The organism is Paraburkholderia sp. BL23I1N1 (assembly GCF_003610295.1).
In the GTDB taxonomy this organism is placed as follows: Bacteria; Pseudomonadota; Gammaproteobacteria; order Burkholderiales; family Burkholderiaceae; genus Paraburkholderia.
Window position 1 is genome coordinate 1,543,864 of sequence record NZ_RAPV01000001.1, and the last position, 16,008, is coordinate 1,559,871.

Annotated in this window: 13 protein-coding genes; 11 read left to right on the forward strand and 2 right to left on the reverse strand. The window is 61.9% G+C overall.

Annotated elements, in window-relative coordinates:
- Positions 1–57: 57 nt before the first annotated feature.
- Together B0G76_RS07330 and map are read right to left on the reverse strand one after the other, a co-directional pair.
- Positions 58–2,637 (reverse strand): [protein-PII] uridylyltransferase, encoded by a 2,580-nt coding sequence (locus B0G76_RS07330; RefSeq protein ID WP_120291298.1) that lies wholly within the window; start codon positions 2,635–2,637, stop codon positions 58–60.
- Between the two features lie 27 nt (positions 2,638–2,664).
- Complete coding sequence (gene map / locus B0G76_RS07335) at positions 2,665–3,474, reverse strand: type I methionyl aminopeptidase (RefSeq protein ID WP_012433449.1); 810 nt, start codon at positions 3,472–3,474, stop codon at positions 2,665–2,667.
- Positions 3,475–3,944: 470 nt separating this feature from the next.
- On the opposite strand from map, the gene rpsB reads away from it, so the two are divergent.
- The 11 genes from rpsB to lpxD all read left to right on the forward strand — a co-directional run bounded on the left by rpsB (position 3,945) and on the right by lpxD (position 15,895).
- Complete coding sequence (rpsB, locus tag B0G76_RS07340) at positions 3,945–4,697, forward strand: 30S ribosomal protein S2 (protein ID WP_120291300.1); 753 nt, start codon at positions 3,945–3,947, stop codon at positions 4,695–4,697.
- 193 nt (positions 4,698–4,890) lie between these two features.
- Complete coding sequence (tsf, locus tag B0G76_RS07345; RefSeq protein WP_120296252.1) at positions 4,891–5,772, forward strand: translation elongation factor Ts; 882 nt, start codon at positions 4,891–4,893, stop codon at positions 5,770–5,772.
- A 218-nt stretch (positions 5,773–5,990) separates the two neighbouring features.
- Positions 5,991–6,704: a UMP kinase gene (gene pyrH / locus B0G76_RS07350; RefSeq protein WP_028199371.1), complete on the forward strand. Its 714-nt coding sequence runs from the start codon at positions 5,991–5,993 to the stop codon at positions 6,702–6,704.
- Positions 6,705–6,804: 100 nt separating this feature from the next.
- On the forward strand, positions 6,805–7,365 hold the full coding sequence (gene frr / locus B0G76_RS07355; protein WP_054035184.1) for a ribosome recycling factor: 561 nt from the start codon (positions 6,805–6,807) through the stop codon (positions 7,363–7,365).
- Between the two features lie 65 nt (positions 7,366–7,430).
- A complete protein-coding gene (uppS, locus tag B0G76_RS07360) occupies positions 7,431–8,213 on the forward strand; it encodes a polyprenyl diphosphate synthase (RefSeq protein WP_028199369.1) in 783 nt (260 codons plus the stop codon).
- A complete protein-coding gene (locus B0G76_RS07365; protein WP_120291302.1) occupies positions 8,207–9,028 on the forward strand; it encodes a phosphatidate cytidylyltransferase in 822 nt (273 codons plus the stop codon). The genes uppS and B0G76_RS07365 overlap by 7 nt, the downstream gene beginning before the upstream one ends.
- A gap of 10 nt (positions 9,029–9,038) precedes the next feature.
- Complete coding sequence (locus tag B0G76_RS07370) at positions 9,039–10,244, forward strand: 1-deoxy-D-xylulose-5-phosphate reductoisomerase (RefSeq protein ID WP_120291304.1); 1,206 nt, start codon at positions 9,039–9,041, stop codon at positions 10,242–10,244.
- Between the two features lie 7 nt (positions 10,245–10,251).
- On the forward strand, positions 10,252–11,637 hold the full coding sequence (gene rseP, locus B0G76_RS07375) for an RIP metalloprotease RseP (RefSeq protein ID WP_120291306.1): 1,386 nt from the start codon (positions 10,252–10,254) through the stop codon (positions 11,635–11,637).
- A 67-nt stretch (positions 11,638–11,704) separates the two neighbouring features.
- Complete coding sequence (gene bamA, locus B0G76_RS07380) at positions 11,705–14,008, forward strand: outer membrane protein assembly factor BamA (protein ID WP_120291308.1); 2,304 nt, start codon at positions 11,705–11,707, stop codon at positions 14,006–14,008.
- A gap of 70 nt (positions 14,009–14,078) precedes the next feature.
- The gene (locus B0G76_RS07385; RefSeq protein ID WP_183082010.1) at positions 14,079–14,615 is read left to right on the forward strand and encodes an OmpH family outer membrane protein; all 537 of its coding nucleotides are present in this window, start codon (positions 14,079–14,081) and stop codon (positions 14,613–14,615) included.
- Between the two features lie 146 nt (positions 14,616–14,761).
- Positions 14,762–15,895 (forward strand): UDP-3-O-(3-hydroxymyristoyl)glucosamine N-acyltransferase, encoded by a 1,134-nt coding sequence (gene lpxD, locus B0G76_RS07390; protein WP_120291312.1) that lies wholly within the window; start codon positions 14,762–14,764, stop codon positions 15,893–15,895.
- Positions 15,896–16,008 lie beyond the last annotated feature (113 nt).

Genomic DNA, 16,008 nt, shown 5'->3' on the forward strand with positions numbered 1-16,008 from the left:
GCGTTCGGACGAAGCCGGCCGCGGGTGCTTGGCTGTTAATTTGACTCGCATGAAATCTCACACTGCAATCGCGCGCAGCAGCTCGGTCTCGACCTGAATTTGCAGACGGTTGTCCGACAGGCCGTGTCCATCCAGCAGGAACACGTCTTCGACGCGTTCGCCGAGCGTATTGATCCGCGCCGACGCGACGCCGACCCGGTGCTCGGCCAGCACGCGCGCGATTGAATAAAGAAGGCCTGGCCGGTCGTTCGCAGACACGGACAGGATGTAGTATTGGCCGCGTTCGTCGGCCCGAAGATCGACGCGCGGCGTAACAGGGAAGGTCCGCGACAGCCGTGACAAACGGCCTTTCGACGGTCCTGGGAGCAGGGTGCCGTCACCCGTGAGGCGTGCGGTCAGTTCCTGTTCGACCAGATTGGCAATATCGCGATAATGCACGTCTTCTTCGGTATGCGCGACGAGGAAATTATCGAGCGCATACCCGTGACGGGTCGTGCTGACCCGTGCATCGAGCACTGACAAGCCATTGCGGTCGAAATACGCGCAAATGCCGGCGAACAGATCAGGCTGGTCTTTCACATACACCAGCACCTGAAGCGCTTCACCGATCGGCGAAGGACGCGCCCGCACGATCGGCGTCGCGGTCTCGACGTGGCGGTACAGCACGCGGGTCTGCCATGCGATATCCGCCGCGTCGTGGCGCAGGAAGTAGCCGATGTCCAGCTTGTCCCACAGCGCCTTCTGCGCGCCTTCCGGCACGGTTTCGAGGCGCAGCAGGGCCAACGCCTCTTCCTGGCGCGACTTCAGTTCGGAGTGCGCGTCAGGCCGCGCGCCGCCGAGCACCGCCAGAGTTGCGCGGTAGAGGTCTTCGAGCAGCTTGCCTTTCCAAGTGTTCCAGACTTTCGGGCTGGTGCCGCGAATGTCGGCCACGGTCAGCAGGTAAAGGGCAGTCAGCCGGCGCTCGTTGCCAACCTGTTCGGCAAACCGTTTGATGACTTCGGGGTCGCTCGTGTCCTGTTTCTGCGCGACCTGGCTCATGGTCAGATGCTGCTGGACCAGCCAGACGACCAGTTCGCCGTCCTCGCCCTCGATGCCATGGCTGCGGCAGAAGCGCCGCGCGTCGGCCATGCCGAGCGTAGAATGGTCGCCGCCGCGGCCCTTGGCGATGTCGTGAAACAGCGCCGCCACGTACAACACCCACGGTCGGTCGAAATTGGCGATCAACTGGCTGCAGAACGGATATTCGTGCGCGTGCTCGGCTACCGCGAAGCGGCGCAGATTGCGCAACACCATGAGGATGTGCTGATCGACCGTGTAGACGTGATACAGGTCGTGCTGCATCTGTCCGACGATGCGCCGGAAGTTCAGCAGATAGCGCCCGAGCACGCTGGTCTGGTTCATCAGGCGTAGCGCGTGCGTGATGCCGGCCGGCTGCTTCAGGATGTCCATGAACAGGCGCCGGTTTTCCGGGTCGCGCCGCCAATGCTGGTCCATCACGTCGCGGGCGTTGTAGATCGCGCGCAGCGTGCGCGCCGACAAACCCTTCACGCCCGGCGTCTGCTCGTAGAGCAGGAACGCCTCGAGGATCGCGTTCGGTTCGCGCTGGAATACGTCGTCGCTGGCGATTTCCAGCATGCCCTGCTTCTCGACGAAACGGTCCGACAGCACGCGCGTGATGCCGCTCGTGTTGGGGAAAAGCTGCGCTTCGATGTTCTGGATCAGGATCGTGGCGAGCTGCGTCACGGCCTTGGCGGACCAGTAATAGCGGCGCATCAGCTGTTCGCTGGCGCGCTTGGTGGCCGTCGGCTGGTAGCCGAAGCTTTCGGCTACTGGCGTTTGCAGGTCGAATACCAGGATGTCCTGGCGGCGGCCGGCGATCACATGCAGCCGGGCACGCAGCGTTTTCAGAAAGCCTTCGTTGCGGCGCAGTTCGCGCGCTTCGCGCTCGGTGATCAGGCCGCGTGCCTCGAGCTCGCGCCAGCTACTGCCGAAACCGGCCGCCTGTGTAATCCACAGAATCAGTTGCAGATCGCGCAGACCGCCCGGACTCTCCTTGATGTTCGGTTCGAGCGAATACGGCGTGTCCTGAAACTTGGCGTGCCGCTGACGCATTTCCAGCACTTTGGCCTGGAAGAACGCGCGCGGGTCGAGCGTTTCGCGATAGCGCTCAACAAAGTTGTCGAAGAGCGTGGTGCTCCCCGTAATGCACCGCGCCTCGAGCAGCGAGGTGCGCACGGTGACGTCGTTGGCGGCCTCTTCGACGCACTGCGCAACGCTGCGCACGCTGCTGCCGAGTTCGAGCCCCAAATCCCATGCGAGGCTGATAAAGCGTTCGATGCGCGCTTCGAGATGCTCGATTGGCGCGTCGGGCAGCAGAACCAGAATGTCGATGTCGGAATGCGGCGCGAGTTCGCCCCGCCCGTAACCGCCGACGGCCAGCAGCGCCAGTTCGGGCGGCAGCCCACAGGTGTTCCAGGCGGCGCGCAGTGACTCGTCTGTGGCGCGCGCGAGCGCCGCCATCAGCGAGTCGACGTTGGAGGCGGTCTTGAAGCGTTCCAGCAACTGGGCTTTGGCCACTTTGTAGTCCGCCTTGAGCGACGTGGCATGGGATTGGGCGACGGCTGGAACACTACTCATTGGCGGGCGGGTGAGGTCGGAAGTCGGTCAGGCCGTGGCCGCGACAACTGGCGGACGCGCGGGCGTGCCGGCCGAAACGGTCAGCACGTCGTAGCCGGTTTCCGTGACGAGCACGGTGTGCTCCCACTGTGCCGACAGGCTGCGGTCTTTGGTCTTGACGGTCCACTGGTCCGGCATGGTGCGGATGTCGCGCCGACCGGCGTTGATCATCGGTTCGATCGTGAAGATCATGCCCGTCTGCAGCTCGAGCCCGGTGCCGGGACGGCCGTAGTGCAGAATCTGCGGGTCTTCGTGGAACACCGTGCCGATGCCGTGGCCGCAATATTCGCGGACCACGCTGTAGCCTTGCCCTTCGGCGTGTTTCTGGATGGCGTAGCCGATATCGCCGAGATGGGCGCCCGGGCGCACCTGATCGATGCCGAGCCACATGCATTCGAAGGTGGTCTGCACGAGGCGTTTAGCCATGATCGAGCCTTCACCGACGATGAACATCCGGCTGGTGTCGCCGAAATAGCCTTCCTTGATCACCGTGACGTCGATATTCAGCGCGTCGCCGTTCTTCAGTGTCTTATCGCCCGGAATGCCGTGACAGATCACGTCGTTGACCGAAATGCAGGTGGCTTTCGGGTAAGGCGGGTAGCCGGGCGGCTGATAATTCAGCGGCGCCGGAACCGTGCCTTGTTCCTTGAGCATGTATTCGTGACACAGCCGGTCGAGTTCGCCGGTCGTGATGCCGGCCGTGACGAACGGCGTAATGTAATCGAGCACTTCGCTAGCAAGCTTGCAGGCGACGCGCATCTGCGCGATATCGTGTTCGTTTTTGAGCGTAATAGCCATGAGTCGGGCCTGAAATGCAATTTATTGCAAGATTATCGCACCATATTCCACCCGCCGCAGGGTTTTGCGAGAGGGTTGGCGCCTTTTGTCCTCGTGTTTGCGGTGGCTTGCCGGTGCCTGCGTTTGCCTTGCCGAGGCCGGCGGCAAGCGCCCGGGTGCAACCGCCAGCGGCAAACAGGAGCTACCGGGCGGGTTGAGTCGGCCTATAGGCGCGTGCTATAATCTTTGGCTAAGTCGATCTCTGTCTTATTTTGTTGCTTTATCCGCTGTTCTAATGGGCGGACGGGCACTAACTGGCAGGGGAGGCTTCTCGTAGCGATAGTTGCCTGCGCTACGGGGTAGGCAGCACCAAGGCAGCAGACTCGCAAGCCGGCGCACCCAGGGTGTCCGTCGCGTTCAGCCAGAAAATGCAACTGGCGGCGCGGCAGATACGGCAGCCGGCTTAAGACCTAACCCTCGCGGAGAATTTCATGGCAGTTACCATGCGTCAAATGCTGGAAGCCGGTGTCCACTTCGGTCACCAAACGCGCTTCTGGAACCCGAAGATGGCCCCCTTCATTTTCGGCCATCGCAACAAGATTCACATCATCAACCTCGAAAAGACGCTGCCGATGTACAACGACGCGCTGAAGTACGCGCGTCAACTGGCAGCGAATCGCGGCACGATCCTGTTCGTCGGCACGAAGCGCCAGTCGCGCGATACGATCGCTGAAGAAGCACAGCGCGCTGGCATGCCTTTCGTCAACGCACGCTGGCTCGGCGGCATGCTGACCAACTTCAAGACGCTGAAGGTTTCGATCAAGCGCCTGAAGGATATGGAAGCATCGCTGGAAGCTGGCGAAACCGAACGCATGAGCAAGAAAGAAGCGCTCCTGTTCGAGCGCGAAATGGCCAAGCTGCAAAAGTCGATCGGCGGCGTGAAGGACATGGGCGGTATTCCGGACGCGATCTTCGTGGTCGACGTCGGCTACCACAAGATTGCCGTTACCGAAGCTAACAAGCTCGGTATTCCGGTCATCGCCGTGGTCGACACGAACCACTCGCCGGAAGGCATCGACTACGTGATCCCGGGTAACGACGACGCCAGCAAGGCTGTCGCTCTGTACACGGCTGGCGTGGCTGACGCGATCCTCGAAGGCCGTGCAAACTCGGTCAATGAAGTGGTGCAAGCTGCCCGTGGCGGTGACGGCGACGAGTTCGTCGAGGTCAACCCGGAAGCGTAAGGCTGCCCCGTGTCCGGCAAAAAAGGGGGCTCTCTACAGGCCCCCTTTTTTTAAGCCGCGACAAAGTAGTGGTGTGCTGTGAGCAGTGGCTGAAACATGGCTCGTAAATAATGCGTGCGATGTTGAAACGAATTCTTGCCGCCGGTATCGAAGTCCGGGCGGCGTGTGACAGACGGAACTCAAGGAGCAAATGATGGCGGCAATTACCGCAAGCATGGTTGCAGAACTGCGCGCAAAGACCGACGCGCCGATGATGGAATGCAAGAAGGCGCTGACGGAAGCCGACGGCGACATGGCGCGCGCTGAAGAGCTGCTGCGCGTCAAGCTGGGCAACAAGGCCAGCAAGGCAGCGTCGCGCGTGACGGCTGAAGGCGTGGTCGCATCGTTCATCGGCGGCAACGCGGGTTCGCTGGTCGAACTGAACTGCGAAACCGACTTCGTTTCGAAGAACGACGACTTCCTGACCTTCTCGAAGACGATCGCTGAACTGGTCGCTACGCAAAACCCGGCTGACGTGGCTGCGCTGTCGGCACTGCCGCTCGACGGCTCGACGGTTGACGCAGTGCGCCTCGCACTGGTCGGCAAGATCGGTGAAAACCTGTCGATCCGCCGTTTCGTGCGTTTCGACACGGCGAACAAGCTGGCAGCATACCTGCACGGCACCCGTATCGGCGTGCTGGTCGAGTACACCGGCGCGGACGAGCAGATCGGCAAGGACGTGGCAATGCACATCGCCGCCATGAAGCCGGTTTCGCTGTCGTCGGACGACGTGCCGGCGGATCTGATCGCCAAGGAACGCAGCATTGCCGAGCAGAAGGCTGCTGAATCGGGCAAGCCGGCTGAAATCGTCGCCAAGATGGTCGACGGCAGCGTGCAGAAGTACCTGAAGGAGGTGTCGCTGCTGAACCAGACGTTCGTTAAGAACGACAAGCAGACGATCGAACAGATGCTGAAGGCTGGCAACGCGAGCGTGCAGAAGTTCGCGCTGTTCGTGGTCGGCGAAGGCATCGAGAAGAAGCAGGACGACTTCGCGGCTGAAGTGGCGGCTCAAGTCGCTGCTGCAAAGCAGCAATAAGCATCGCTTAAGTTTCGGTTAGTACCGTTGGACCCGCGGCGGAGCAAGACTTTGCCGCGGTCGGCAGCGCCGCAAGGCAGCGCGCGGGTTGATCCTCGTGGCGCACGCCGCTGGCGAATCCCAGGGTTCGTCAATTTGGCGACGCTTGCCCGAATCAGTATTTCACCCCTACATTAGTCCCTTGTTGTTGCCCTGTTCTGCGCGATCTGGATACCCCTATGCCCACTGCCTATAAACGCGTCCTGCTCAAACTCTCCGGTGAAGCTCTGATGGGCGACGATGCCTTCGGCATCAATCGCGCAACCATCGAACGAATGGTAGCGGACGTGGCCGAAGTGGTCCGTCTCGGAACGCAGCTGGCCGTGGTGATCGGCGGCGGCAATATTTTCCGCGGCGTCGCGGGCGGCGCGGCCGGTATGGATCGCGCCACGGCCGACTACATGGGCATGCTGGCCACCATGATGAATGCGCTGGCGCTGCAGGACGCAATGCGCCACGCCGGTATCGAAGCGCGCGTGCAATCCGCGCTGCGCATGGACCAGGTGGTCGAGCCGTACATCCGCCCCCGCGCGATTCGCCAGCTCGAAGAAGGCAAAGTCGTGATTTTCGCGGCCGGTACCGGCAATCCGTTCTTCACGACGGATACGGCCGCCGCGCTGCGCGGCTCGGAAGTCGGCGCGGAAGTCGTGCTGAAGGCTACCAAAGTGGACGGCGTCTATTCGGCCGATCCCAAGAAGGATCCGAGCGCGACCCGTTACGCGACGATCAGCTTCGACGAAGCGATCGGCCGCAATCTGCAGGTGATGGACGCCACGGCGTTCGCGCTGTGCCGCGACCAGAAGCTGCCGATCCGGGTGTTCTCGATCGTCAAGCCGGGTGCGCTCAAGCGCATCGTATTGGGCGAGGACGAGGGCACCCTCGTCCACGTGTAAACTCTCGTTCACATAACGTGGGCTTTAACGCGAGCCCAGGCCGCCGCATAGTGCGCGCGCTGGCCGGTTCGCACCGTTTTGAAGGTTCGGAGGTTTAAAAATGTCTGTGGCTGATATCAGGAAGGGCGCTGAACAAAAGATGCAGCGTTCCATCGACGCGTTCAAGAACGACCTGTCGAAGATCCGCACGGGCCGTGCACACACGGGCCTGCTCGATCACATCCAGTGCGATTACTACGGTTCGCCGGTGCCGATTTCGCAGGTCGCGAACCTGACGCTGATCGACGCACGCACGATCGGCGTGCAGCCGTGGGAAAAGAAGATGGTCCAGGTCGTCGAAAAGGCGATTCGCGAGTCGGACCTCGGTCTGAACCCGGCCACGCAAGGCGACGTGATCCGCGTGCCGATGCCTGCGCTGACCGAAGAACGCCGCCGCGAACTGACCAAAGTGGTCAAGAGCGAAGCGGAAACGGCCAAGGTCGCTGTTCGTAACCTGCGCCGTGATGCAAACGAGCAACTGAAAAAGCTCGTGAAAGACAAAGAAATTTCGGAAGACGACGAGCGCCGTGCAGGTGACGACGTTCAGAAACTGACGGACAAGTTCGTCACGGAAATCGACAAACTGGTAGTGACCAAAGAAGCCGAGATCATGACGGTCTGACGCCGCGACCGGCTCAGCACCTTCAAGGTTTCTACTTCTTTTTTGCAGTCACTGTCCCGACGGCCATGACCTATACCAGCTCAACCGTGCGCGTGCCTGATGTCGCCGCGGTGCCGCGACATATCGCGATCATCATGGACGGCAACGGCCGCTGGGCGACCCAGCGCCGTCTGCCGCGCGTGGCCGGTCATACGCGCGGCGTCGACGCAGTGCGTGCGGCCGTCGAAGCCTGCGCCCGGCAGGGCGTCGAATACCTGACGCTGTTTGCCTTCAGTTCGGAAAACTGGCGCCGCCCGAACGACGAAGTGTCGTTCCTGATGCGCCTGTTCGTCACCGCGCTGGAGCGCGAAATCGGCAAGCTGCACGCGAACGGCATCCGTCTGCGTGTGGTCGGCGATCTGTCCCGATTCGATACGCGGATTCGCGATCTGATCAAGCGCGCGGAAACCAAAACCGCGCGCAACACCCGTCTCACGCTGACCATCGCCGCCAACTATGGCGGGCGGTGGGACATCATGCAGGCCACCCGCAAGCTCGCCGAGCAATCGGCGCTGGCGGGCAAGGCGGTCGAGGTGAACGAGGACTCGTTCGCCGAACACCTGTCGATGGCTTATGCGCCGGAGCCGGACCTCTTTATCCGCACCGGTGGCGAGCGCCGTGTCAGCAACTTCCTGCTGTGGCAACTTGCCTACACCGAGTTCTACTTCACCGACACGTTCTGGCCGGATTTCGACGCCGACGCGCTCGGCCACGCCATCGCATCCTACGCGGAGCGTGAGCGCCGCTTCGGCCGCACCAGTGCTCAACTCGAGCCGCAATCGCAGAACGTCGATTCGCTTCCATGCTAAAAACCCGTGTCATCACGGCGATCATCCTGCTGGCGATCTTCCTGCCGGTCACGCTGTTCGCGCCGGTGGGCGCGTTCGGCGCGCTGATCGCCTTCGTCGTCGTGTTCGCAGCGTGGGAATGGGCGCGCCTGCTGAAGCTGGGCGGCGCGGGCCCGGTCATTTATGCACTGGTGGCCGCCGTCGCGCTGGTTGCGAGTACACGTCTCGGCACCGGCGTCGAGGAGCCCCGACCGCTGTTTCAGGCGGCCGCTATTTTCTGGGTGATCGCGGGTCCGTATGTGCTTCTGCGTAAGCCGGCCCTCGCGCAAGGCGCCTGGCGCGCTTTTCTATTCCCGGCCGGCATTGTGGTATTCGTCGCGTGCTGGCATGCTCTCGTCGCCGCGCGCATGAAGGGCGTGCCATTTGTGCTGTCGCTGCTGCTCCTGGTATGGCTGGCCGATATCGGCGCATACTTCTCTGGAAAGGCTTTCGGCAAGCACAAGCTGGCGCCCGCCGTCAGTCCGGGCAAGACCTGGGAGGGCGCGATCGGCGGCTGGCTGGCCGTGATGATCGTCGCCGCTGCTGCGGTTTTTTTACATGCGTTCGAGCCGACCCTGTATTCTGCGCTGCTGGCGCAATTAGGCGCCGTACGTACGCTGCTCGCTTTGACCCTGCTGGTGGCATTCAGCGTGGTGGGCGACCTGTTCGAATCGATGATGAAACGCCAGGCCGGAGTGAAGGATTCAAGCGGCCTGTTGCCTGGGCACGGTGGCGTACTCGACCGCATCGACGCATTGTTGCCGGTGCTGCCGCTTGCCATGCTGCTGCTAGGCTAGAGAAAGAGATATGCAAAAACGTCTGACATTGCTCGGTTCCACGGGCTCGATTGGAGACAGCACGCTCGACGTCGTCGCGCGTCATCCCGAGCGCTTTTCGGTTTTCGCGCTCACGGCGCATCGCAACGGCGACAAGCTCGTCGAGCAATGCCTGCGCTTTCGGCCTGAAGCCGCGGTGGTCGGCGACGCCGATACCGCCGCGAGCGTCGCGGCAAAGCTGCGCGAAGCGGGCTGCAAGACCGAAGTCACCTACGGGCAGCCATCGCTCGTCGACGTGTCGAAGAGCGATGGCTGCGATACGGTGGTGGCGGCAATTGTTGGCGCGGCAGGCCTTGCGCCGAGCCTGGCTGCCGCGCGCGCCGGCAAGCGCATTCTGCTGGCCAACAAGGAAGCGCTGGTGATGTCCGGCGCGATCTTCATGGACGCGGTACGTGACAACAACGCCGTGCTGCTGCCGGTCGACAGCGAACACAACGCAATATTCCAATGCCTGCCGCGCGAAGCCGAACTGCACGGTGGCGTCTCGAAGATCATCCTGACCGCATCGGGCGGGCCGTTCCGCACGCGCGAACCGGCCACCCTGGTCGACGTCACGCCTGACGAAGCCTGCAAGCATCCAAACTGGGTAATGGGCCGTAAGATTTCGGTCGACTCGGCCACGATGATGAACAAAGGCCTTGAAGTGATCGAGGCGCACTGGCTGTTCAATCTCCCGGGCGAGCGCATTGAAGTGCTGATTCACCCGCAAAGCGTGATTCATTCGATGGTGTCGTACGTCGACGGCTCGGTACTCGCGCAATTGGGGAACCCCGACATGCGCACGCCGATCGCGCACGCACTGGCGTTTCCGGATCGCGTCGATTCGGGCGTGGCGCAACTCGATCTGCTGCAGGTCGCGTCGCTTTCGTTCGAAAAGCCGGATTACACACGCTTCCCGTGTCTCGCGCTCGCGGTGAAGGCGTTGGCCGAGGGTGGGTTGGCGAGCGCGGCACTGAATGCGGCGAACGAAATCGCTGTTGAAGCATTCCTGTCGCGCCAGATCGGTTTTATGGCGATCGCTCAGGTCGTCGATGCCGTACTCAACGCGTTGCCGAACCGCAGCGCGCACGCGCTCGAAGACGTGATCGAGGCCGACGCCGCTGCACGCCGCGCCGCTGCCGGCTTCATCGCGCGTCTGCCGGACGGCGCCCGTCGCACGGAACGCGCCGTCCAGTGAGGCGCCTATGAACCTGCTGATCGAACTGCTTGCCTTCGCGGTCGCGATTGGCGTACTCGTGGTCGTCCACGAGTACGGACATTACAGCGTGGCGCGTTTGTGCGGCGTCAAGGTGTTGCGCTTTTCAATCGGCTTCGGCAAGCCGCTGTTCCAATGGGTGAGCGCGAAGACGGGCACCGAATGGACGATTGCCGCGCTGCCGCTGGGCGGCTACGTGAAGATGCTCGACGAGCGCGAAACAGGCGGCGCGCCGATTCCCGTTGAAGCCTTGCCGCATGCGTTCAACCGGCAGTCGGTGTGGCGCCGTATCGCGATTGTCGCGGCCGGTCCGATCGCGAACTTCCTGCTCGCCATCGTGCTGTTTGCCCTCGTGTTCGCCACCGGCGTGACGGAGCCGGCGGCTGTGGTTGCTGCGCCTGCTCCAAATACGCCGGCGGCGTCGGCCGGTTTCGACGGCGGTGAAACCATCGTTGCTGTGCGTGCCGAGAACGCTGGTGAATCCGAGCGCGTGCGCTCCTGGTCGGACCTGCGCTGGAAACTGCTCGGCGCGGCATTCGATCACAAGCGTGTCGTGCTGAGCGCAAAAGATGCCCACGGCACGTCGGATTTCCAGTTGGACCTGCGCGGTATCACCGAGAAAGACGTCGACGACGACTTTATGTCGCATCTCGGCTTCGAGCCGGGTGGCGGCAAGCTGACGGTCGCGGGCGTGCAGCCGGATAGCGCGGCGCAAAAGGCAGGGCTTGCCGTGGGTGACCGTCTGCGGGCGGTGGACGGTGTTCCTACCGACAATGCCACGGCCTTCATCGCTTATGTAAAATCGCACGCCGGTAAGCCCGTGACGCTGCAGGTCGAGCGTGGTGGGCAGGCGGCGGGCAAGCTGGAAGACGTTCGTATCGTCCCGCAGTCGCAGCGTGATGACGCAACGGGTCAGCAGATCGGCCGGATCGGTGCGGAACTCGCCACCCAGGTGCCGTCGATCGACGTGCGCTACGGGCCGATCGAAAGTCTGCAACTGGGCGCACGCCGTACCTGGGATCTCGCTGTCTATTCGGTGCGCATGTTCGGGCGAATGATTGTTGGCGAGGCTTCGCTGAAGAATCTTTCCGGTCCCGTCACGATCGCCGATTACGCAGGAAAGAGCGCACGTCTAGGTCCTTCTGCATTCCTGTCGTTCCTGGCCCTTGTCAGTATTAGCCTCGGCGTACTGAACCTGTTACCAATTCCGGTATTGGACGGTGGGCATCTGTTATATTATTTGGTTGAAGCTGTAACCGGCAAAGTTGTCTCTGATCGCTGGCAACTCGTTTTTCAGAGGGCGGGTCTCGCCTGCATCGTCGCTTTGTCGGCGATTGCGCTGTTCAACGATCTGGCTCGTTTAATCCATTTTTAAAGTGTCTGGCGGCGTTCACGATGGCGACCGTCCGACCTGATGCAGCTATACACACTGGGGAAGCACGTTGTTTAAACCTCATCGCTTTGTTCCAAAGACGGTTATAGCCGCGGCATTCGCCGCGCATGGGCTGGTTGCTCACGCAACGACGCCCTTCGTGGTGCAAGACATCCGGATCGAGGGGTTGCAACGCGTCGAACCCGGTACCGTGTTCGCGTACCTGCCCATCAAGCAAGGCGACACCTTTAGCGACGACAAGGCTTCTGAAGCCATTCGCGCGCTGTACGCCACGGGCTTCTTCAACGACGTCAAGATCGCGACCGAAGGCAATGTCGTCATCGTGCAGGTGCTGGAGCGTCCGGCCATCGGCACGATCGACTTCGCCGGCATTCACGAGTTCGACAAGGAAAACCTGACCAAGGCGCTGCGCGCGGTCGGTTTGTCGCAAGGCCGTTACTACGACAAGGCACTCGTCGACAAGGCCGAGCAGGAACTGAAGCGCCAATACCTGACGCGTGGCTACTATGCCGCCGAAGTCACCACCACGATCACGCCGATCGACCGCAACCGCGTGTCGGTGCTGTTCTCGGTGGCTGAAGGTCCGAGCGCGAAGATCCGCCAGATCAACTTCATCGGCAACAAGGCGTTCAGCACGGGTACGCTGCGCGACGAAATGCAGCTGTCCACGCCGAACTGGTTCTCGTGGTACACGAAGAACGACCTGTACGCGAAAGACAAGCTCACCGGCGACCTCGAAAATGTCCGCTCGTATTACCTGAATCGCGGCTACCTCGAGTTCAACATCGAGTCGACCCAGGTGTCGATCACGCCGGACAAGAAGGACATGTATCTGACGGTCACGCTGCACGAAGGCGAGCCGTATACGATCAACAGCATCAAGCTGGCCGGTAACCTGCTCGATCGCGAGCCGGAGTTGAACAAGCTCATCAAGATCAAACCGGGTGACCGCTTCTCGGCTGAAAAGCTGCAAGCTACCACCAAGGCGATTGTCGACAAGCTGGGCGAATATGGCTACGCGTTCGCCACCGTCAATGCACAGCCGCAGATCGATCAGGAACACCACAAGGTCGACCTGACGCTGCAAGTGGATCCGAGCCGCCGCGTGTACGTGCGCCGCATCAACGTGGTCGGCAACACGCGCACCCGTGATGAAGTGGTGCGCCGCGAAATGCGCCAGCTCGAAAGCTCGTGGTTCGATTCGAACCGCCTCGCGCTGTCGAAAGACCGGATCAACCGTCTCGGCTACTTTACCGATGTCGACGTGACCACGGTGCCGGTCGAAGGCACGCCGGACCAGGTCGATGTGGACGTCAAGGTGGCCGAAAAGCCGACCGGCGCGATCACGCTGGGCGCGGGCTTCTCGTCGACCGACAAGGTGGTGCTCTCCGCCGGTGTGTCGCAGGACAACGTGTTCGGTTCGGGTACGAGTCTCTCGGTGAACGTGAATACCGCCAAGACGTACCGTACCTTGACGGTCACGCAGGTTGACCCGTATTTCACGGTCGACGGCATCAAGCGGATTACCGACGTGTACTACCGTACGTACCAGCCGCTGTACTACTCGACGGATTCGAGCTTCAAGATCGTCACGATCGGTGGCGACCTGAAGTTCGGTATTCCGTTCTCCGAAGTTGACACGGTGTACTTCGGCGCCGGCCTCGAGCAGAACCAGCTGGACATCGACGCGAACACGCCGCAAAGCTATATCGACTACGTGCATGAGTTCGGCCGTGTGTCGAACAACGTGCCGATCACGGTGGGCTGGTCACGCGACGCGCGTGACAGCGCACTGGTGCCGAGCCGCGGTTACTTCACGCAGGCGAACGCCGAATACGGCACGCCGATCGGCGGCACGCAGTACTACAAGGCCGACATCAACGCGCAGTACTATTATTCGTTCTCGCGTGGTTTCGTGCTGGGCTTCAACTTCCAGGGTGGTTACGGTAACGGCCTTGGCGGCAAGCCATACCCGATTTTCAAGAACTACTACGCGGGCGGTATCGGTTCGGTGCGAGGCTATGAGCCGAGCTCGCTGGGTCCGCGTGACGCGAAGACCAACGACCCGATCGGCGGCTCGAAGCTCCTGGTGGGTAACATCGAATTGACGTTCCCGCTGCCGGGCACGGGCTACGACCGTACGTTGCGTGTCTTCACGTTCCTCGACGGCGGTAACGTCTGGGGCACGGAGGGCAACAGCATTGGCGCGAACGGCCTGCGTTACGGCTATGGTGTCGGTCTTGCGTGGATCTCGCCGATCGGTCCGCTCAAGCTCAGCTTGGGCTTCCCGCTCACGAAGCACACCGGCGACCAGTATCAGAAGTTCCAGTTCCAGATCGGGACGGCATTCTGATCCGGCGGCCGGCGATCCGGCCGCGAGTGGCTTCAGGCGGCGGGCCCGGCCAAACTACAGTATCGAGAGGATGACTTTGCTAACCGGTATGTTTTCGAAACGTGTGGCGTGTGCGTTTGCGCTGGCAATGACGCTGGGTGTTGGCGTGGCGGGGGTAGCGCACGCGCAGGAAGCCAGGATCGCTGCGGTGAATTCGGACCGTATCCTGCGTGAATCGGCTGCCGCGAAGGCTGCACAGGTCAAGCTCGAGGCGGAGTTCGCCAAGCGCGACAAGGATCTGGCCGATATGGCGCAGAAGCTGAAGTCGATGTCCGACTCGCTCGACAAGAACGGCGCGTCGATGTCGGCCGCCGATCGCGCGCAGAAGCAGCGCGATCTGTCGCAGCTGGATACGGACTTTCAGCGCAAGCAACGCGAGTTTCGCGAGGACCTGAACCAGCGCCGTAACGAAGAGCTGGCCGCGGTGCTCGACCGGGCCAACAAGGTGATCAAGCAGATCGCCGAGCAACAGCACTACGACCTGATCGTTCAGGAAGCGGTGTACGTGAGCCCGCGCATCGACATTACAGATCAGGTGCTCAAGGCACTCGCGGCCTCGGGTAACTGAACGCGCGCGCTGGGTTGCCGGCTGGCGGATCGCAGCGCGGCGCCGTAGAACTGACAAGTTGGACTGAGTTTGCAGCAACCATCTTGCATGGGATCGGAGTAAGGGCTGAAGCGCTAACTCTGGTCGACACAGGAGACAGGATAGGCATGGCATTTACGCTCGAGGACATCGTCCAACAGTTCGGCGGTGAAGTAGTCGGAGATGGTTCGCGGCGCGTCAGCAGTCTGGCGCCGCTCGACCAGGCAGGTCCGGACCAGCTGGCATTCCTCGCCAATCCGAAGTATCTGTCACAAGTCGAGACAACCCGTGCGGGCGCGGTATTGATCAACGCCGACGATCTCGCGAAACTCGCCCTCGGCGAGAATCATTTGCAGGCCGCGCATTTGCATGCCGCGCGCAACTTCATCGTCACGCCGAATCCGTACGCTTACTTCGCGCGCGTCGCGCAAACCTTCATCGACATGGCCGCACCGAAGGCGGTGCCCGGCGTACATCCGAGTGCAACCATCGACCCGTCCGCGCAAATTGCCGCGAGCGCTGTGATCGGTCCGCACGTCACGGTGGAAGCGGGCGCGGTGATCGGCGAAAACGTGCGCCTGGATGCCAACGTGGTGATCGGCCGCGGCACACGGATCGGTGCAGGCTCGCATCTGTATCCGAATGTCGCGGTGTATTACGGCTGCAAGCTCGGCGAGCGCGTGATCGTGCACGCGGGCGCGGTGATCGGTTCGGACGGTTTTGGCTTCGCGCCGGATTTTGTGGGCGAAGGCGATGCGCGTACCGGCAGCTGGGTGAAGATTCCGCAGGTCGGCGGTGTGTCGATCGCGGCAGACGTCGAAATCGGCGCGAACACGACGATCGACCGTGGCGCCATGGCCGATACGATCATCGAAGAGTGCGTGAAGATCGACAATCTCGTGCAGATCGGTCACAACTGCAAGGTCGGCGCTTACACGGTGATCGCCGGCTGCGCGGGCATCGCGGGCAGCACGACAATTGGCCGTCACTGCATGATCGGCGGCGCGGTCGGGATTGCCGGTCATGTGACGCTGGCAGACTATGTGATCGTCACGGCGAAGTCAGGCGTGTCTAAGTCGTTGTTGAAGCCCGGCATGTACACCAGCGCGTTCCCGGCAGTGAATCATCTGGACTGGAACAAGAGCGCCGCCTTGCTGCGTAACATCGACAAACTCCGTGACCGGATCAAGGCGCTCGAAAATGCCGCGTCGGCAGGCAAGCCAGCCGGCACAGCAAGCCATTCCGCAAGCGACAAAACCTGAGATATTGGGCCAATCCGTAGGGCAACCTGCCGGCACCGCGTAAAATGGCGGGCAAGCATCAGGAAGCAAAGTCGGTTGCCGTGACCGGGTGGCGTGGCCGCCGGTCTCGGCAA